At 66.3% G+C, this 18231-nt stretch carries 18 protein-coding genes; 14 read left to right on the top strand and 4 right to left on the bottom strand.

What is annotated here, in order from left to right; translation table 11 throughout:
• Positions 1-15: 15 nt before the first annotated feature.
• Genes AC5RTE_RS08140 through AC5RTE_RS08125 form a run of 4 tightly spaced genes read left to right on the top strand, consistent with a single transcriptional unit; the run spans position 16 to position 2931 of the window.
• Entirely contained in the window at positions 16-783 is a 768-nt protein-coding gene (locus AC5RTE_RS08140; protein ID WP_494040887.1) for a CoA transferase subunit A, read from the top strand.
• A gap of 2 nt (positions 784-785) precedes the next feature.
• Positions 786-1559: a CoA transferase subunit B gene (locus tag AC5RTE_RS08135; protein WP_494040886.1), complete on the top strand. Its 774-nt coding sequence runs from the start codon at positions 786-788 to the stop codon at positions 1557-1559.
• The gene (locus AC5RTE_RS08130; protein WP_494040885.1) at positions 1556-2095 is read left to right on the top strand and encodes a MaoC family dehydratase; all 540 of its coding nucleotides are present in this window, start codon (positions 1556-1558) and stop codon (positions 2093-2095) included. Before AC5RTE_RS08135 ends, AC5RTE_RS08130 begins: the two co-directional genes overlap by 4 nt.
• Positions 2092-2931: an HpcH/HpaI aldolase/citrate lyase family protein gene (locus tag AC5RTE_RS08125; RefSeq protein WP_494040884.1), complete on the top strand. Its 840-nt coding sequence runs from the start codon at positions 2092-2094 to the stop codon at positions 2929-2931. Before AC5RTE_RS08130 ends, AC5RTE_RS08125 begins: the two co-directional genes overlap by 4 nt.
• Here AC5RTE_RS08125 and AC5RTE_RS08120 read toward each other — a convergent pair.
• On the bottom strand, positions 2928-4397 hold the full coding sequence (locus AC5RTE_RS08120) for a lipase maturation factor family protein (RefSeq protein WP_494041334.1): 1470 nt from the start codon (positions 4395-4397) through the stop codon (positions 2928-2930). The genes AC5RTE_RS08125 and AC5RTE_RS08120 overlap by 4 nt on opposite strands.
• A 73-nt stretch (positions 4398-4470) precedes the next feature.
• Here AC5RTE_RS08120 and dxr point away from each other — a divergent pair, with 73 nt between their 5' ends.
• The 10 genes from dxr to AC5RTE_RS08070 all read left to right on the top strand — a co-directional run bounded on the left by dxr (position 4471) and on the right by AC5RTE_RS08070 (position 15152).
• A complete protein-coding gene (gene dxr / locus AC5RTE_RS08115) occupies positions 4471-5655 on the top strand; it encodes a 1-deoxy-D-xylulose-5-phosphate reductoisomerase (protein ID WP_494040883.1) in 1185 nt (394 codons plus the stop codon).
• An 18-nt stretch (positions 5656-5673) separates the two neighbouring features.
• Entirely contained in the window at positions 5674-7005 is a 1332-nt protein-coding gene (locus tag AC5RTE_RS08110) for a M50 family metallopeptidase (RefSeq protein ID WP_494040882.1), read from the top strand.
• 129 nt (positions 7006-7134) lie between these two features.
• A complete protein-coding gene (locus AC5RTE_RS08105) occupies positions 7135-7812 on the top strand; it encodes a MarR family transcriptional regulator (protein WP_494040881.1) in 678 nt (225 codons plus the stop codon).
• Positions 7809-8321, top strand: coding sequence for a hypothetical protein (locus AC5RTE_RS08100; RefSeq protein WP_494040880.1), 513 nt, complete (start codon positions 7809-7811; stop codon positions 8319-8321). Before AC5RTE_RS08105 ends, AC5RTE_RS08100 begins: the two co-directional genes overlap by 4 nt.
• Before the next feature lie 81 nt (positions 8322-8402).
• Positions 8403-8696 carry a YciI family protein gene (locus tag AC5RTE_RS08095; protein ID WP_494040879.1) on the top strand — a complete coding sequence of 98 codons (294 nt, stop codon included), beginning with the start codon at positions 8403-8405 and terminating at the stop codon, positions 8694-8696.
• Positions 8697-8730: 34 nt separating this feature from the next.
• Positions 8731-9897 (top strand): flavodoxin-dependent (E)-4-hydroxy-3-methylbut-2-enyl-diphosphate synthase, encoded by a 1167-nt coding sequence (gene ispG, locus AC5RTE_RS08090; protein ID WP_494040878.1) that lies wholly within the window; start codon positions 8731-8733, stop codon positions 9895-9897.
• On the top strand, positions 9860-10750 hold the full coding sequence (locus AC5RTE_RS08085) for a GNAT family N-acetyltransferase (RefSeq protein WP_494041333.1): 891 nt from the start codon (positions 9860-9862) through the stop codon (positions 10748-10750). The genes ispG and AC5RTE_RS08085 overlap by 38 nt, the downstream gene beginning before the upstream one ends.
• 339 nt (positions 10751-11089) lie before the next feature.
• The gene (locus tag AC5RTE_RS08080) at positions 11090-12901 is read left to right on the top strand and encodes a proline--tRNA ligase (RefSeq protein ID WP_494041332.1); all 1812 of its coding nucleotides are present in this window, start codon (positions 11090-11092) and stop codon (positions 12899-12901) included.
• 10 nt (positions 12902-12911) lie between these two features.
• Positions 12912-13715 (top strand): sulfite exporter TauE/SafE family protein, encoded by an 804-nt coding sequence (locus tag AC5RTE_RS08075; protein WP_494040877.1) that lies wholly within the window; start codon positions 12912-12914, stop codon positions 13713-13715.
• Between the two features lie 45 nt (positions 13716-13760).
• Positions 13761-15152 (top strand): pyridoxal phosphate-dependent decarboxylase family protein, encoded by a 1392-nt coding sequence (locus tag AC5RTE_RS08070; RefSeq protein WP_494040876.1) that lies wholly within the window; start codon positions 13761-13763, stop codon positions 15150-15152.
• 20 nt (positions 15153-15172) lie between these two features.
• Here AC5RTE_RS08070 and AC5RTE_RS08065 read toward each other — a convergent pair whose 3' ends face one another.
• The 3 genes from AC5RTE_RS08065 to AC5RTE_RS08055 form a co-directional block, all read right to left on the bottom strand.
• Complete coding sequence (locus tag AC5RTE_RS08065) at positions 15173-16234, bottom strand: aminoglycoside phosphotransferase family protein (protein ID WP_494040875.1); 1062 nt, start codon at positions 16232-16234, stop codon at positions 15173-15175.
• Between the two features lie 49 nt (positions 16235-16283).
• Entirely contained in the window at positions 16284-17006 is a 723-nt protein-coding gene (locus tag AC5RTE_RS08060; protein ID WP_494040874.1) for a VIT1/CCC1 transporter family protein, read from the bottom strand.
• A gap of 81 nt (positions 17007-17087) precedes the next feature.
• Positions 17088-18212: a DUF4439 domain-containing protein gene (locus AC5RTE_RS08055; protein WP_494040873.1), complete on the bottom strand. Its 1125-nt coding sequence runs from the start codon at positions 18210-18212 to the stop codon at positions 17088-17090.
• Positions 18213-18231 lie beyond the last annotated feature (19 nt).

Genomic DNA, 18231 nt, shown 5'->3' with positions numbered 1-18231 from the left:
CTGAAAGGATCACCGATGATAGATAAGGTTGTTGCCACCGCAGAGGAGGCTGTAGCGGACATCCCGGACGGCGCCTCCCTGGCGGTGGGGGGCTTCGGTTTGTGCGGCATCCCGGTGTCCCTGATTGACGCGCTGCACCGGGCCGGAACAACGGAGCTGGAAACGGTGAGCAACAACTGCGGCGTGGACGACTGGGGCCTGGGCATACTGCTTCGGGACGGCCGGATCCGCCGGACCATCAGCTCCTACGTCGGCGAGAACAAGGAGTTCGCCCGCCAGTACCTGGCCGGTGAGCTTGAGGTGGTGCTCACTCCGCAGGGCACCCTTGCAGAGAAACTCCGGGCAGGCGGTGCGGGCATCCCGGCCTTTTTCACCAAGGCCGGCGTAGGCACCCAGGTGTCCGACGGCGGCCTGCCGCAGAAATACGACGCCCACGGCGGGATTGCCATCGCTTCGGCCCCGAAGGAGGTGCGCACCTTCGCCGGGGTCGATTACGTGCTGGAGGAGGCCCTGACCCCGGACTTTGGCCTGGTCCACGCCTGGAAGGGCGACCGCCACGGAAACCTGGTCTTCCACGCCACCGCCATGAATTTCAACCCGCTGTGCGCCATGGCCGGGCGGATCACCATCGCGGAGGTGGAGGAACTGGTGGAACCGGGCGAGCTGGACCCCGAACACATCCACACACCGGGGATTTTCGTCCAGCGGGTAGTGCTGGCCCCGGACGCCGAAAAGCGGATTGAAAAGCGGACCGTCGCCCTCAACCAGCAGGCAGGAGCCTAACCATGGACCCGAACAGCCCCTACGCGCCACGGCCTGAAGGCGTACGTCCGGAGTACCGCCGCGCAGCCTCCCAACACGACGCCCCGGGCGACGGACGGGACACGTCCCAAACCAAGGGCTGGACGCGGAACGAACTGGCCGCCCGGGTGGCCCGGGAGCTCAGCAACGGCCAGTACGTCAACCTGGGCATCGGCATGCCAACCCTCATTCCCAACTACATCCCTGCCGGGGTGGAAGTGGTGCTCCATTCCGAAAACGGGATTCTCGGCGTCGGACCTTATCCGGCGGAGGATGCCGTAGACCCGGACCTGATCAACGCCGGCAAGGAAACTGTCACGGTCAACAAGGGGGCTGCCTTCTTCGACTCGGCGACTTCCTTCGGAATGATCCGCGGCGGGCACGTGGATGTCGCCGTACTCGGTGCCATGGAGGTGGCCGAGAACGGCGATCTCGCCAACTGGATGATTCCGGGCAAGATGGTCAAGGGAATGGGCGGGGCCATGGACCTGGTGTTCGGCGCCAAGAAGGTCATCGTGATGATGGAGCACGTGGACCGCAACGGGAACCCGAAGATCGTCCGGCAGTGCTCCCTGCCCCTGACGGGCAAAGGCTGCGTGGACCGGATCATCACGGACCTGGCAGTCATCGACGTCGTCACCGACTCAGCGGGCCCGCGCCTGGTACTCCGGGAACTGGCGCCCAACGTTTCCGTGGAGGACGTGGCAGCGGCCACCGGTGCCGAGCTTTTCGAGGAAGACCGGGAACTGACTGTATGAGGGGCGGCAGGAATTCCGGCGACGGGCTGCGCCAGATCGAGCAGCGCGGACTGTACTTCGATGAGCTGGAGGAGGGCGTGCTGTACGCCCACCGTCCCGGCCGGACCGTCACGGAAGCGGACAACGTCCTGTTCACCACGCTGACAATGAACACCCAGGCGCTGCACCTCGACGCTGCCTGGAGCGCAGGCCAGCCTTTCGGCCAGCGGCTGGTGAACTCCATGTTCACCCTCGCCACCATGGTGGGCCAGTCCGTTTCCCAGCTCACCCAGGGCACCATCATCGCCCAACTGGGCCTCACCGACGTCTCCTTCCCGCACCCGCTGTACCACGGCGACACCCTTTACACCGAGACGGTGATCGCCGGGAAACGGCTCTCGTCATCCCGCCCCGGCCAGGGCATCGTCAGCATGGAACACACCGGCCGCAACCAGGACGGCACCGTGGTTGCACTGGCGAAGCGCAGTTGCCTGATGTGGATGCGGGACGCGCACGCCCGGCAGCCCGGCCCGGGAGAGGGGACAATACCGGTATGACCTTTGTGATGGGACCTGCCCTGCTTTTCTGCCCGGCGGACCGGCCTGAGCGCTACCAGAAAGCCGCCACCCGCGCCGACGCCGTCATTCTGGACCTTGAGGACGCCGTCGCCCCGGCGGACAAACAACGCGCCCGCGGTGCCATCCTTGCGCAGCTCGGTGCTGCCGGCGACGTGCCCGAGCTGGACCCGAGCCGGACCATTATCCGGGTAAACCCTGCCGGGAGCGAAGAATTCGAGAAGGACCTGCACTGCCTGGCCCACACGCCCTACAAAACCGTGATGCTCGCGAAAGCCGAGAGCACCGCGCAGGTGGATGCCCTGGCCCGCTACCAGGTGATTGCACTGTGTGAAACGGCCGCCGGCGTCCTCAACGCCCCGGCAATCGCCGCGGCCCCCAACGTAGTGGCCCTGATGTGGGGAGCTGAGGACCTGCTGGCGTCACTGGGCGGGACCTCCAGCAGGACGGACGATGGCGGCTACCGGGCCGTCGCGCTCCACGCCCGGTCCTCAGTCCTGCTCGCCGCACGGGCCTTCGGCAAGGAAGCGGTGGACGCCGTCTACACCAACATTCCGGACCTGGAGGGCCTGGCGGCGGAAGCGGCGGATGCGGTGGCGTCAGGCTTCGGTTCCAAGGCATGCATCCATCCCAGCCAGGCAGCAGTGGTGCGGGGGACCTATGCGCCCTCGGAAGCGGAGGTCTCGGCTGCCGCAGCGCTGCTCCAGGCCGCGGCGGCGGCAGGACAGGGCGTTTTCCAATACAACGGCCACATGGTTGACGGGCCCATCCTCCGGCACGCCGAGGCAGTTATCCGCCGTGCAGGGGAGCACGCCTAACGTTTGCGTCCGCTCGAATTCCGCAGCGAAACCGGGGGAATCGGCTCGTGGAGCAACGTCCGCACCCACCGGTCCCCGGTCTCCCGGAATTCCTGACGCGTCGCAAACCGGTAGTGGTAGCTGCGGACGCGCACCCAGTGCGGCGGCACGCCGTCGAACGGGTCCTGGCGAAGCAGCCGCAGCGTGGGGCGGTCCGCTTCCAGCAGTTTGCCGAGGAAAGCGTAGAACCACTCCTCATGGACGCTCCGCAGCGGCAGGAACCACATCAGCCAGTCCAGCCGGAGGTGGTACGGCGCCCACTGGCGCGGCACCCTGCGGACATCGCCCGGCTTGCCCTTGAAGCCGTACTCCTGCCACTTGGCGGAGCTGTCCGGGTCCTCCTCCAGCGTGCCTTCCACCACGATCTCGATGCGCTTCCTGGTTACTGAACCGAACGCACCGTAGGTGTTGACCAGCTGCCACCGGTTGAAGCTGGCGTTCATGAGCTGCCGGCTGGAGAACAGGTTGCGCAGGGGCCAGTAGCTGAGCACCAGCAGCAAAAGGGTGACGGCCAGCGTGATGACCAGCCACCACAGCGGTGTCTCCCTGCCCGCGGCGGCTTCGCCGTGCCAGTCCAGCGGGATGACCGGCAGGACAGCATGCGCCACCGGGTCGCTCACCGCGGCGAACGCCAGCACAATGGCGATCCAGTTCAGCCAGGCGAAGTTGCCGGTGGCCACCAGCCACAGCTGGGTGAGGACGACCACCGCCGCCGCGACGCTGGCCACCGGCTGCGGCGCGAACAGGAAAAAGGGCACCACCAGCTGGGCGAAATGGTTGCCGAGGACTTCAACTTTGTGGAGCGGTTTGGGTAGCAGATGCGCCTGCCGGCTCATTGGCCCCGGCATGGGCTGGGTTTCGTGGTGGTAGTACAGGGCGGTGAGGTCGCGCCATTCACGGCCGCCGCGGATCTTGATCATGCCGGCGCCAAACTCGAGCCGGAACACCAGCCACACGATCAGGATCAGGATGGTGCGCGGCGGGTCGGTCTGGTCCGACCCCAGGAAGGCCACGGTGAAGCCCGCCTCGAGGAGCAGCATCTCCCAGCCGAATCCGTAGAAGGTCTGGCCCACGTTCACAATGGACATGTAGAGCAGCCACAGGCTCAGGAACGCAATGAGGGGAACCCAAGGCGGACCCTGCTGCGGGATGCCCGCCACCAGCAGCGCCGACACCACAAGCCCTGCCGCGCAGACCCAGCGCAGCAGCCGGTCCGAGTACCGCCAGCGGAATAGGGTGGGCCGGCGCAAACGGCTGAAACCGGACAGGTACTCAGGCGCCGGAAGGAGGCCCCGCTCGCCCAGCAGCGCGGGGAACTGGTTCAGTGAGGACAGGAACGCAACGAAATACAGTGCTGCCACGCCGCGCTGCAGCACCTGCCGGGCGAACTCGTATTCCGGCGCATCAAACCACGAGAGCCAGTCCACGGAGTCCACGTTACGCCCGGCCACCCCGGGGTCAAGGCGCAGCGGGCCAAGGATGGTGCGCAATACTTAAGCAATGCAGCCACGCAAGATCGCCCTCCTTGGATCCACCGGCTCCATCGGCACCCAGGCGATTGACGTCGTCGACGGCGCCCCGCATCTTTTCGAGGTGGTGGCACTCAGTGCCGGGGGAGGCAACCTGGAGCTCCTCGCGCAGCAGGCGGTGAACACGGGAGCCGCGGCTGTGGGCATTGCCGGCGGCGACCCCCGACGCCTCGCACTGTTGATCGGGGAGGCCGCCGCCGCGGCCGGCAGGCACGGCTACCGGCCGGAGATCGTCGCAGGACCGGATGCATCCACCCGGATCGCAGAGGTCCAGGCAGACGTGGTGCTTAACGGAATCACCGGTTCCATCGGCCTGGCACCGACTTTGGCGGCCCTCAAGTCAGGCGCCACCCTCGCCCTCGCCAACAAGGAATCGCTTATTGTCGGCGGCTCTCTGGTGAAAGCGGCGGCACGGGAAGGCCAGATTGTCCCCGTGGACTCCGAGCACTCGGCTATCGCCCAGTGCCTGCGCTCGGGGTCGGCGGCCGAGGTGGACAAACTCATCCTCACAGCCTCGGGCGGCCCTTTCCGCGGCAGGACCAGGGCGGAACTCCATGATGTCGCTCCGCACGAGGCACTGGCACACCCCACCTGGGACATGGGCGTCATGGTCACCACCAACTCTGCCACCCTCGTCAACAAGGGACTGGAAGTGATAGAGGCACACCTGCTGTTCGACGTGCCGCTGGAACGGATCGATGTGGTGGTGCATCCCCAGTCCGTGGTTCACTCCATGGTCCAGTTCATCGACGGGTCGATCATTGCCCAGGCGTCCCCGCCGGACATGCGCCTCCCGATCGCCCTGGGGCTGGGCTGGCCGGACAGGGTGCCCAACGCCGCCGCGGCCTGCGACTGGACCCAGGCGTCCACGTGGACTTTCGAGCCCCTGGACGTGGCTGCCTTCCCTGCCGTTGACCTTGCCAAGGACGCGGCCAAACGGGGCAGCACCTTTCCCGCCGTGTTTAACGCCGCCAACGAGGAAGCCGTGACGGCCTTCCATGCCGGCCGGATCAGGTTCACGGACATTGTGGACACCGTGGCCGCCGTCCTCAGCGAACATTCAGGCTCCTCCGGGCTGACAGTGGAAACTGTGCTGGATGCTGAAAGCTGGGCACGCGCACGCGCCAATGAACGTTTAGCAGTCAGCAGTCTCTAGGAAGCAGCAAGTACCTCCATGACCCCCGTTTTCCTCTTTATCCTCGGTGTCGTCTTTGTGGCCATCGGCATCGCTGCCTCCATCGCGCTCCACGAAGTGGGCCACCTCGTGCCCGCCAAGCTCTTCAGGGTCCGCGTCACCAAGTACATGATCGGGTTTGGCCCCACACTCTGGTCACGGCGGAAAGGCGAGACGGAGTACGGCGTGAAGGCCATTCCGCTGGGCGGTTACGTCTCCATGATCGGGATGTACCCGCCCAACCAGGAGGACGGATCCGTCAGGCCCTCCAGCACGGGAATGTTCCAGACGCTGGCAACGGAAGCACGGTCCGCCGCCCAGGAGGAAGTTGGCCCGGGTGATGAAAACCGGGTGTTTTACCGGCTTCCCGTATGGAAAAAGATCATCGTGATGCTGGGCGGCCCGGCCATGAACATGGTCCTCGGCGTGGTGCTGACCGCTGTCCTGCTGATGGGCTTTGGCATGGCGACGGCCACCACCACCATCTCGGACGTCTCCAAATGCCAGGTGGCGGCGGGCGAAACCGTTGACCCGGATTCAGCGGACTGCCAGCTTACGCCGGCCGCGGCCGCAGGCCTGAAACCCAACGACACCATCACTTCCTTTGACGGGAAAGCCGTTACCAGCTGGGACCAGTTGACTGAATGGATCCGGGCTTCGGCAGGGCGTGAAGTAGCCATTACGGTGGAGCGGGACGGTGCCCCGGTTTCCACCACCGTGACGCCGGTACTGTCGGCCAGGCCCATCATCGGTGCGGATGGCCGGCAGGCGACGGACGACGCCGGCACCCTCCTTTACCAGGACGTCGGCTTCCTGGGCATTGGCGCGCAGACAGAACTGGTGCCCCAGCCGGCGTCGTCCGTTCTGCCCATGGCCGGCGAAAACATCCGGCAGGTGGCAGGAGTGGTCTTCAACCTCCCCGCCCGGGTGGTAGGCGTGGCGAAAGCCGCCTTCAGCGAGGAGCCCCGCGACCCCAACGGCCCCATCAGCGTTGTGGGTGTGGGCCGGGTGGCCGGTGAAGTGGCTGCCATGGAGGAGATCCCCGTACAGTCCCGGGTGGCCACCCTGGTGGGACTGCTGGCCGGGCTGAACTTCGCCCTGGCGGTCTTCAACCTGATCCCGCTATTGCCGCTGGACGGCGGTCACGTAGCCGGTGCGCTCTACGAAGGGGCCCGGCGCCAGGTGGCCAAACTGTTCGGCAAGCCTGACCCAGGCGCCTTTGACATTGCCAGGCTGCTCCCCGTGACGTATGTGGTGGCCGCCCTGCTGATGGGCATGAGCGCGCTCCTCATCTACGCCGACATCGTCAAACCCGTCAACCTCTTCGGCTGACCTTCGAGCGCCTTGCGCGAGGTGTAAACCGGCTAAGGGTGATTCGCTTTCATCAGCCTCTGACGGCTGATATTGGATAATCAGCTATTACCGATTGATTATGTGCCGCCCGGTGTCTAGGGTCATGGCATGTACGTTCTGACCATTGACCAGCGCGGCAGCTCTTCGGACCGCGACCGGGTCCCTGACCTGATCTCCGCGCTCCGAACCCTCACGCCGGCACCCTTCGAACGCTCGGTTGGTGACGAACTCCAGGGCGTTGTGGAGAACGCCGCAGAGGTGGTGGATATAGCACTCCACGCGCTTCGGAGTGGCCACTGGTACGTCGGGATTGGGATAGGCAACGTACAGCTGGCGCCGGGGAACAGCCCCAGGGAGGGATCAGGCAGCGGCTTTGTGGCAGCGCGCAAAGCTGTGGAACTGGCGAAAAGTGCAGCGGGCCAGGTTCCGTTGTCAGTGGTAGCGGGCATTATGGGCCGTGGGGACCTCCCGTCCCAGGGAAAGGAAGGTGCCATGGCCAGCGCAAACGCCCAGGCGGTGCTGCGCCTGATCGGAAGGGTTGTGCAGCAGCGCACGGAGGCGCAGTGGCGGGTGGTGGACCGGCTGCGCGAGATCCAGGACGGCGAGGGCCGGCATGGCAGCCAGAAGCAGGTTGCCCACTCGTTGGGGATAACGGAGCAATCGGTGAGCCGGGCGGTCCTTCGCTCCGGCTGGCAGGAAGAATGGGCAGCCAGGCCGGCAGCAGCGATGCTTTTGGACCACGCCCACTTCCAGGCTGTCCATACCAGGAATGAGGCAGCCCAGTGACCGCACTGTGGGTTACGGCCGCGCTGCTCGTGGCCGGTTTCGCCGGTTGGCCGGTGACCGCCCTGGTGTTCCGGGTAGCCAGAACCATCGACGACAAAGCCGATGCCGCCAGAGCTGCGGAGGAGGCCAGCAGGGCAACCGAGGACCCGGCCGCGGACGTGACAGTGGACCCGCCCCGTGCCGGAACCCGAAACGTGGACGGGGAGCTCACAGCGGCAGCCGCCGCCCCGTCACCGGGTGCTTCAGCTGGGATGCCCCCTGTTTCCAGCCAGCGCATCCTCCGCGGCGGAGCAATTATTGGAGTACTGGAGCGGCTCGGCGTGTGCCTGGCAATCCTCACCGGCCAACCTGTGGCCATCGCCTACATCGTGGCCATTAAGGGCCTGGGCAGGTTCGCGGAGCTGAAGGAAACGCCCGTGGCAGCCGAACGCTTCATCATCGGAACACTGACCTCCATGCTGTGGGCTGCCGGAACGGCGGCGGTGGTTAAAGTGCTGTTCCTTTCCTGAGGCGTGCGCACTGTGCAGTCCCGTCGGCCCGGCAGGGCTCCCGGATGGGTGCTGGGGCAGGCGGGGCGATAGGGTAGCGGTATGACAGTTTTTGCCGTTGAGTACGTTTACGCCGCCGATTCCACCGAAGCCCGCAACGAGGCCAGGCCAGCCCACCGCGAATGGCTGGCGGGCCTTGCGCAGGATGGTGTCGTCCTTGCCAGCGGTCCGTACGGCGACGGCGCCGGAGCGCTGCTGATTTTCAAGACCGCAGACGAAGCCGCCCTGAATTCAATCCTCAAGCAGGATCCCTTTGCCGCCGCCGGAGTCATCGCCGGGACCCGCATCACGGAGTGGTCGCCCATCATCGGCGTGCTCGCCGGCCTCACCGCGTAGCCGCTTCGAAACCCTTTCAACTCTAGGAGTCCACGTGACCTCGGTCAGCCTGGGAATGCCGTCAGCACCGCCGCCCGTCCTCGCCCCCCGCCGTAAGACCCGCCAGATCAAGGTCGGTTCAGTAGGGGTAGGCTCAGACTTCCCCATCAGCGTGCAGTCCATGACCACAACCCCCACCACGGACATCAACGCCACCCTGCAGCAGATTGCGGAACTCACGGCGTCCGGCTGTGACATTGTGCGCGTGGCCTGCCCTTCCGCCGATGACGCCGAGGCATTGCCCATCATCGCCAGGAAGTCGCAGATTCCGGTCATCGCGGACATCCACTTCCAGCCCAAGTACGTCTTCGCGGCGATTGAGGCCGGTTGCGCCGCCGTGCGTGTGAACCCGGGCAACATCCGCAAGTTCGACGACCAGGTCAAGGAAATCGCGGCGGCCGCCCGGGACCATGGCACCTCCATCAGGATCGGCGTCAACGCCGGTTCGCTGGAACCGGGCATCCTGAAGAAGTACGGCAAGGCCACACCGGAGGCACTGGTGGAATCCGCCGTCTGGGAAGCCTCCCTGTTCGAGGAGCACGGCTTCCACGACTTCAAAATCTCCGTCAAGCACAACGATCCGGTGATCATGGTGGCGGCGTACGAGATGCTGGCGGAGAAGGGCGACTGGCCGCTGCACCTTGGCGTCACCGAGGCCGGCCCGGCGTTCCAGGGAACCATCAAGTCAGCCACCGCCTTCGGCGCACTCCTGTCCCGGGGGATCGGTGACACCATCCGCGTTTCCCTCTCGGCTCCGCCGGTGGAGGAGATCAAGGTGGGCAACCAGATTCTCCAGTCCCTCAACCTGCGTCCGCGGAAGCTCGAAATCGTTTCCTGTCCGTCCTGCGGCCGCGCACAGGTGGATGTGTACACGCTCGCTGAGCAGGTCACGGCAGGACTCGAAGGCATGGAGATTCCGCTGCGGGTGGCCGTCATGGGTTGCGTGGTGAACGGTCCCGGTGAGGCCCGCGAAGCTGATCTTGGCGTGGCTTCCGGCAACGGCAAGGGCCAGATTTTTGTGAAGGGCGAAGTCATCAAGACTGTGCCCGAGAGCCAGATTGTTGAGACACTGATCGAAGAGGCCATGCGGATCGCGGAAGAGATGGGGGAGGCCGATGGCGAAGATGCTGTCAAGGGTAGCCCCGTGGTTAGCGTCTCGTAAGGACGCACCCGACCCCCCGGGGATTTCTGTCCGCACGCTGGACGGAACGGATACTGCCGCGCTCCGGATGCTGGCGCAGCAGGATCCGGTAACCAACGTCTTCATCCTTGCGCACCTGCGTGCTTCCGGTACCGCCGCTCCCACCAGCGGCGGCGCCGGCGTCATTGGCGTCTTCGACGACGGCGTGCTGGTAGGAGCGTGCTGGGCTGGGGCCAACCTGGTTCCGGTCCAGCTGGACCCCGATTTTGCCGGGGCCGTTGCGCGGGCAGCCAATGGGTCCGGACGCCGCTACGCCTCCGCCTTCGGTCCTGCCGAGTCGGTCCTTGCCCTCCATGCCGAACTTGTGGAACTGGGCCACCGGGCGCACGAGGTTCGCGCCGAGCAGCCCCTGATGACTATTGAAGGTCCGCCGTCGATCCAGCCCGATCCCGGCCTCGGTCTGGGAAACCTCGCCGATTTTGACCGCATCCTTCCTGCCTGCGCGGCCATGTTCGAGGAGGAAGTGGGCTATTCCCCCTTCCTTGGCGGCAGGGAGTTCTACAGCCGGCGGGTGGAAGGCCTGATCCGCCAAGGCCATTCCCTCGTTCACCTTAACGACGCCCATGAAGTGGTGTTCAAAGCCGAACTTGGTGCCGTCACCTCGGAGGTCACCCAGGTCCAGGGCGTCTGGATGAACCCGCTGTACCGCGGCCAGGGCCTCAGCTCCGGCTACATGGCGGCCGTTGTGGAGCAGGCAAGGAAAATCGCTCCCATTACCAGCCTCTACGTCAACGGATTCAACGTGCGCGCCCGCGCCACGTACGAGCGGGTTGGTTTCCGGCAGGTGGGCACGTTCGCCACCGTGCTGTTCTAGGCTCTCCTGCCACTCGCCCCATTCTCACCTGCTGGTCTACGCCGCACCTGGACATGACGCTGATCAACGCCGATGGAAAGAATACTTGTCATTTGTGGGCCCCATCACTTAGGTTCGATTTAGCTGCGCTGGAGTGGCGTGGGCGGTCTCACCAGTCCTCACCAGTACTTAGGCGGTAACGGCTTTGAGCCACGCCCGGATGCGATGACCAGCCCTTTGGGGGGCCAGGGGCTTTGTATCCCGGGCGTGGCTCTGCTGTGCTTGGCGGTAGATTAGTACCCAGACGAAATGCCCGGCCTGCTGCTGCTCCAGCACCTCTCCAGAAACGGAAACCTTCCCGTGGTTACAAGACTGTCCCAGTTATTCCTGCGCACCCTGCGCGAAGACCCCGTCGACGCCGAGGTTGCCAGCCACCGCCTCCTGGTCCGCGCAGGCTACATTCGCCGCGCCGCCCCCGGCATCTACACCTGGCTGCCGCTGGGACTGAGCGTCCTGCGCAAGGTTGAAGCCATCATCCGGGAGGAAATGGCGAACATCGGGGCACAGGAAGTTCACTTCCCGGCGCTGCTGCCGCGCGAACCGTACGAGGCCACAAACCGCTGGACCGAGTACGGCGAAGGCCTGTTCCGCCTCCAGGACCGCAAGGGCGCGGACTACCTGCTGGCCCCTACCCACGAAGAAATGTTCACGTTGCTGGTCAAGGACCTCTACTCCTCCTACAAGGACCTGCCGCTCAGCCTTTACCAGATTCAGAACAAGTACCGGGACGAAGCCCGCCCCCGCGCGGGCCTCCTGCGCGGACGCGAGTTCATCATGAAGGACTCCTACTCGTTCGACGTCGACGACGCCGGCCTGGACGCCAGCTACGCGGCCCACCGCGGGGCCTACCTCCGGATTTTCGAGCGCCTCGGCCTGGAGGTTATCCCTGTCACTGCAACCGCCGGCGCCATGGGCGGCTCGAAGAGCGAGGAATTCCTGCACCCCACGGAGATTGGTGAGGACACGTTCGTCCGATCCGCCGGGGGCTACGCCGCGAACGTCGAGGCCGTCACCACTGTGGCGCCAGCGGAAATCGACTTCTCGGCTGCTCCCGCCGCCGAGGTCCTCGACACCCCTGATACGCCCACCATTGACACGCTCGTCGCAGCTGCAAACCAGCTCGCCCCGCGCTCATCAGCCGACGGCGGCGCGTGGACTGCCGCGGACACGCTCAAGAACGTCGTGCTGGCCGTCACTCTGCCCACAGGGGAACGGCAGCTCGTGGTCATTGGTGTCCCCGGCGACCGGGGCGTGGACCTGAAGCGCGTTGAGGCGAACATCGGCTCCTTCCTGCCCATCGCAGGCGAAATCGGCATCGAGGCCGCCAACGACGACGACCTCAAGAAGCAGCCGTCGATCGTGAAGGGCTACCTTGGACCCGGACTTGCACTGGACGAAGCACTGCTGGGCAGCGAGAGCGCCTCGAAGCTCCTGTACCTGGTGGATCCCCGCATTGTCAGCGGAACCGCCTGGATCACCGGCGCCAATGAGGCAGGCAAGCACGTCTTCGGCCTGGTGGCGGGCAGGGACTTCTCGTGGGACGGCGTCATCGAGTGCACGGAAGTCCGCGAAGGCGACCCCGCCCCTGACGGCTCCGGCCCCCTGGAGATAGCCCGCGGAATCGAGATGGGCCACATTTTCCAGCTCGGCCGGAAGTACGCCGAAGCCCTGGAGCTGAAGGTCCTGGACCAGAACGGCAAGCAGGTTACCGTCACCATGGGCTCCTACGGCGTAGGTGTCACCCGGGCAGTTGCCGCGCTGGCCGAGTCCAACAATGACAGCAAGGGCCTGGTGTGGCCGCGTTCGGTGGCGCCGGCTGACGTCCACGTGGTGGCCGTCGGCAAGGGCGAGGACATCTTTGCCACCGCCGGGCAGCTGGCAGCAGACCTGGAAGCCGCGGGCCTTGAGGTCCTGCTGGATGACCGGCCCAAGGTCTCGCCCGGGGTCAAGTTCGGTGACGCCGAGTTGCTCGGCGTACCCACTATCCTTGCCGTGGGCCGCGGCCTGGTGGACGGCGTGGTGGAGATCAAGGACCGCCGCAGCGGTGATGCCGAGAACGTTGCCGTAGACAAGGCTGTTGACTACGTAGTCAACGCTGTCCGCGCCAGCTGACGCAGCAGGGGTGCTTCCAGGGCTTGAGTCCATCCAGCTCACCACGCTGGTACTGATTGTGCTTGCGGGTTTCGCAGCCGGGTGGGTGGACGCCGTGGTGGGCGGGGGCGGGCTGATCCAGCTTCCCGCCCTGTTGCTGGTCCCGGGCATCACGCCCGTGCAGGCACTGGCCACGAACAAGATGGGGTCCATTTTCGGAACTGCCACCAGCGCCGTCACGTACTACCGTCGGGTGGGACCGGACCTGCGGACGGCACTGCCAATGGCCGCAATCGCGTTGGCAGGCAGTTTCGGTGGTGCCGTGTTGGCCGCCACGCTGCCGTCCGCCGTTTTCAAACCCATAATTGTGGCCGCACTGGTGGCGGTTGCGCTGTTTACGGCCCTTAAGCCGGACGCGGGCCACATCACCGACCTGCGGCACAACGGACACAAGCACTATGTGGTGGCGTGCCTGATCGGTGCCGTCATCGGCTTTTATGACGGCCTGATCGGTCCTGGAACCGGTTCTTTCCTGGTCATCGCACTGGTTTCCGCGATGGGTTACGCGTTCCTCGAAGCCAGTGCCAAGGCCAAAATCGTGAACATGGCAACCAATGCCGGCGCCCTGATGTTCTTCCTGCCGCACGGCTCCATCCTGTGGGGACTCGGCTTGTTGCTGGGTCTTGCCAACATGGCCGGCGGGTACCTGGGAGCCAGGACGGCGGTAGCGCAGGGAAGCCGGTTTGTCCGTGTCGTCTTCCTGGTGGTGGTGGCCGCCCTGATCATCAAGCTCGGCTACGACGTCTGGCAGGAAAACTTCGCCCAACAGGGGTAGGCGGAAGCCTCCCGGGCACCAAAGGCGGGGGAGTAGCATGCAGCTATGCCACACGGCGAAGATGAGTACTCCAGTGCCCTTGCTGCCGCGGCAAGGCACGCCAAGGCCTGGCTGGGCAGCCTTCCTGACAGGCCGGTGGGTCCACGCCGGCCGGCCCAGGACCTCACCGGCGCCTTTGGCGGCCCGCTGCCTGCTCACGGCGTCCCTGCAGAAGATGTTGTTGAGCTCCTGGCTGAAACAGCCGAACCCGGACTGATGGCGATGCCGTCCGGCCGCTTCTTCGGCTGGGTCATCGGCGGGACACTGCCTGCCGCTCTCGCCTCAGACTGGCTGGTCAGCGCGTGGGACCAGAACGCCGGCCTCCGCTACGCCACCCCTGCCATGGCAGCCATCGAGGAAAGCGCCGGGACGTGGCTGCTGGAACTGCTGGGGCTTTCACCGGACTCCGACGTCGGCTTTGTCACCGGGGCCACCATGGCCAACTTCACCGGGCTGGCTGCCGCACGGTGGCGGCTCCTCTCGAACGCCGGCTGGGACCTGGACCGTGATGGGTTGAACGGAGCACCACGCATCAGGTGCTTCGTGGGCCGCGAACGGCATGACACCGTGGACCTCGCCCTCAGGTACCTGGGTTTGGGCAGGCCGGAAGTGATTGACGTGGATGATCAGGGGCGGCTTGTTCCTGCTGCCCTTGAGGCGGCGCTGGCTGAAGGTTCGGGGCCGGCCCTGGTATGCCTGCAAGCCGGGAACCTACATTCCGGGGCGTTTGATCCGTTTGCCGACGCCATTGGCATCGCCCGGAAACATGGCGCCTGGGTCCATATCGACGGTGCATTCGGCCTCTGGGCGGCGGCAGTACCCGAACTGCGGAACCTGACCCGGGGCTACGAGGATGCCGACTCGTGGGGGACGGACGCCCACAAGACCTTGAACGTTCCCTACGACTGTGGCATCGCCATTGTGCGCGACGCAGCCGCCCTCCGGTCCGCCATGGGCCTGCACACCAGTTACCTCATCCAGGATGCTGAAGGTCCTGGTGACCCGTTTGAGAAGGTGCCGGAGCTGTCGCGGCGCGCCCGAGGGGTCCCCGTATGGGCTGCGCTGAAGAGCCTGGGCCGTGACGGCGTGGAAAACCAGGTGCGGGGCCTGGTGACCGCGGCTGCTGACATTGCCGCCGGCCTGGCAGGGCTCGACGGCGTGGAAGTCCTGAATGACGTCCGCTACACCCAGGTCTGTATTGCGTTCGGTGACGACGCGACCACCCGCGCCGTAACCGCACGCATCATTGCGGACGGCAGGGTGTGGATGTCCGGCTCCCGCTGGCGCGACCGGGACATCCTGCGCATCTCCGTCAGCAACTGGCAGACATCAGCGGAAGAGGTGCGCACTGCCGTGGCAGCGGTGGATTCCGCCCTCGCCGCCGTGGGGGGAGCATGAGCAGCGAGGCGCCACCGGCATCAGCGCGCGCCGGGAGCCTTGCCGGGTTCCGGAAGACGATGCGCTGACGGGAGCCCTTCCAGGGTTTTGCCGGCCAGGGTGCTGGCCACCCACAGGGACCGGGCAAGCTCCCCGCGCAGGCCCAACCTCCCAGCGTATGCGAGGGCGCTTTCCACTTCCCGGGCGATGCCCCATTGCCGTGCCACGTCCGGGTCCAGGCCCGCGGCAGAGCTGAACTCAGCACAACGCTGCCGAAGCCCGGCTCCGGCGTTGTTCAGGGGCAACCAGGACAGGCGGTTCCACAGCAGCGGGGCCACGGCAAACTCCGGCTCGCCGATCATGGGCTGCGGGTTGATGGCGGCGAAGCCTGCCGCCATCGGAAGCGCCGGCGGGGCTCCAGAGCCTGCACGTCCCGGCGCAGCGGGACGTGCCAGGACGTTGAGGAAGTGCAGATCGGTATGTACCAGGACGTCGCATGCTGAACGCCGCCCTACCGCCCCACGGGTTTGGCACACCTCAAGTGCAGCTTCGAGGAGCCAGCGTGGAAAGGGGCGTCCCAGCTGTTCCCATTCCAGGGGCAGGTCATCACTCCATTGCTCAGCCCGTGCGGCGATGTGTTCAAACTCCTGCCACTGCGGCCGGTCATCGGGGACGATGCTCAGCTGCCGCACCAGGCCGCCCCACACTTCCACAGCCTCTTCCATGGAAACAGCGGCGAGCGACCGTTCGCCGTCGAGCCTTTCCAGGAGCATGGCGCACGTACCTGCGTCTGAGGCCAGCAGTGCTGCCGCGCCCCGTCCCTGCCATAAAGCAAGGGCGTGCCGTTCAACCCGGGCTTCCTCGTGGGGGAAGGCGATCTTGAGGGCCGCCGTGGTGCCGTCCGCCTGCGTCACCGGGATGACTACTCCGCCGCGGCCGTTCCAAGGCAGTGCGCCGCGAGGCAGGTCCGGTGTCAGCTGCCAGTTCTCCAGCCGGCCCTTGATGAGGTCCGGCAGGGACGCGAGCCACGCCCGCCCTGCGCTGCTGCGGCTGTACCGCGCAGTGAGGTCAGGGGGGATTGGTACTGCCGCCGGCCCGCTCATCCCTTCCAGCCTAGGCGTACGGAAGCGGCCAGCGCCGCAGGCACCTCCTTTAGACCACGCCCGTGGCTCCGAGCAGGCTGCCGACACTGAAGGTGGCTGCGAGGGCGAGGGCGCCGCCTGCCACCACCCGGGCAGCCGCCCGGACTTTTGAACCGCCGCCGATCCAGGCCCCAACCCCACCGGTCAGTGCCAGGGCAAGGAGGACCGCGGCGAAGGTGATGGGGACACGAAGCTCCGGTGGCGGGAGCAGGATGGCCAGCATGGGGAGGACGGCGCCGGTGACGAAAGCGATGGCAGAGGCGAAGGCGGCGTGCCAGGGGCTGACGATGCCGGTCTCGTCAATGTTGAGTTCGGCGGACAGGTGTGCGGCCAGTGCGTCGTGCGCTGTAAGTTCCTCGGCTACCCTGCCGGCTGTTTCCGGGCTAAGTCCTTTGGCCAGGTAAAGGGCCGTCAACTCGGCCAGTTCCTCTTCCGGTTCCTCCGCCAGTTCACGGCGTTCCTTTTCGATCAACGCGCGCTGGCTGTCACTTTGGCTGCTGACGGAGACATACTCGCCCAGTGCCATGGACACGGCCCCGCCCACAAGGCCCGCGGCTCCGGCTGTCAGTATCGGCCCGGTTGCGGCGGTAGCGCCGGCCACTCCAACAACTATCGCTGCAACGGAGACGATGCCGTCATTGGCGCCCAGCACCCCTGCCCGCAGCCAGTTCAGCCGCTGCGCGATGTCGTTGCCGTGCGGTTCGTTGTTGTGAAAAGGGGGTGCGGCGTCCATCCCTACAGCAAACCACCGGGCGCGGCAGGCCCGCCAGCATCAAGGCCCGGGTATTGGCGCCCGGGGCAGTCGAAGGCCGCCCTACGCAGGCAGTTGCGGCAGCTGGGCTGCGTCCACTACAAGGCCCGGCAGGGGAACCGTCCCGGCGCCCCAGTGCTGTGCGCGGCGCGCTGCTCCCTGAAGTGCGGACAAGGCCCAGGCCCGGGTGGATCCATCTGCGATCGCCACAATGTCCCCATAAGCGGGCATAATGTCTGACTCCAGCCCGGCAAGTCCTGCCGCCGGCGCATCAAGGAACGCCTGGTCCAGGACGTAACCAGGCTGCTGCGGAACCGGGCCCCTGCAGTGTCTCAGGCTCAACGTTTCGGCCTGCACCGCAAGGTCCTGGTGCTGTTCCAGGAAGTCCGACGCCGGGCGCGCCCCTTCGGACGGAAGGCGGGTGAGGGCGGCCTGGTACCCGTACACGGTCTCCCGCTCAGCCACAGCCACGGCTGCAAGGGCGGCCCCAAGGCCGGTGTCCGCATCCGCCTGCGAGTCGGGCGCGGTCGGTGCGGCCGGGCAGGCAGAGGCCTCGGCGGCCTTTGTTGGGCCGGGTGCACCTGCCGGAGCTGTTGCCGGCGCTGTTCCTGAGCCCTGGGCCCCAAGCCGTTCGGCTGCCAGGAGCTGCGCCGTGCCGGTCCCCGCCAGCAGGCGGGCCATGCCGCCGTCGGCCGTCTCCGCGTCCTTCAGCCGCTGCTGTCCGCTGGCGGCCAGTGCGGCGGCGAACTCCGCCGGCGTGACCTGGGCAGGAGGAGCCGGCGACGGCGGAGAAGCTGAAGGCGAAGCGCCGGCAGGAGGCGCGGTGGCTGAGGCCGCAGCAGCCCTGGCGGACGCAGGGTCAGTGGGGGCAGGCCCTGCGGGAAGCAGCAGCGCCCGGGCCTGGATGGTCAGCAATGTCACAACCCCGTCCACCGGGGGCATAGCCGTTGCACCGGCGGCGGCGTTTCCTCCGGTAGCGGCAAGTTCCAGCCCGGCGGACCGCAGCCGCATTGTCTCTTCGTACGCGGCCGCGCGGGCCCGTTCTGAGAACGGCGGTTCCGCAGGGGCAGGCGGTTCAGGGGGGATGAAGGCGAATCCCAGGCTCAGGACGAGGAGGGCTGCGAGCGAAAAAACGGCGTACCGGAAATAGCGCATCTGCAGGCGGTTTTCCTGGTTGTCGTCTGTCACAACAGACCATGGTGTCACG

The sequence above is a fragment of the Arthrobacter sp. K41 genome, assembly GCF_059089645.1.
This window is presented reverse-complemented; position numbering and strand designations above follow the sequence as displayed.

Excerpts from the sequence above, each read along its gene's own strand:
- AC5RTE_RS08135 (WP_494040886.1), top strand. The coding sequence starts at position 786 with ATGGACCCGAACAGCCCCTACGCGCCACGGCCTGAAGGCGTACGTCCG.
- AC5RTE_RS08060 (WP_494040874.1), bottom strand. The coding sequence starts at position 17,006 with ATGGACGCCGCACCCCCTTTTCACAACAACGAACCGCACGGCAACGAC.
- AC5RTE_RS08125 (WP_494040884.1), top strand. The coding sequence starts at position 2,092 with ATGACCTTTGTGATGGGACCTGCCCTGCTTTTCTGCCCGGCGGACCGG.
- dxr (WP_494040883.1), top strand. The coding sequence starts at position 4,471 with ATGCAGCCACGCAAGATCGCCCTCCTTGGATCCACCGGCTCCATCGGC.
- AC5RTE_RS08140 (WP_494040887.1), top strand. The coding sequence starts at position 16 with ATGATAGATAAGGTTGTTGCCACCGCAGAGGAGGCTGTAGCGGACATC.
- AC5RTE_RS08110 (WP_494040882.1), top strand. The coding sequence starts at position 5,674 with ATGACCCCCGTTTTCCTCTTTATCCTCGGTGTCGTCTTTGTGGCCATC.
- AC5RTE_RS08105 (WP_494040881.1), top strand. The coding sequence starts at position 7,135 with ATGTACGTTCTGACCATTGACCAGCGCGGCAGCTCTTCGGACCGCGAC.
- AC5RTE_RS08095 (WP_494040879.1), top strand. The coding sequence starts at position 8,403 with ATGACAGTTTTTGCCGTTGAGTACGTTTACGCCGCCGATTCCACCGAA.
- AC5RTE_RS08065 (WP_494040875.1), bottom strand. The coding sequence starts at position 16,234 with ATGAGCGGGCCGGCGGCAGTACCAATCCCCCCTGACCTCACTGCGCGG.
- AC5RTE_RS08070 (WP_494040876.1), top strand. The coding sequence starts at position 13,761 with ATGCCACACGGCGAAGATGAGTACTCCAGTGCCCTTGCTGCCGCGGCA.
- AC5RTE_RS08085 (WP_494041333.1), top strand. The coding sequence starts at position 9,860 with ATGCTGTCAAGGGTAGCCCCGTGGTTAGCGTCTCGTAAGGACGCACCC.
- AC5RTE_RS08130 (WP_494040885.1), top strand. The coding sequence starts at position 1,556 with ATGAGGGGCGGCAGGAATTCCGGCGACGGGCTGCGCCAGATCGAGCAG.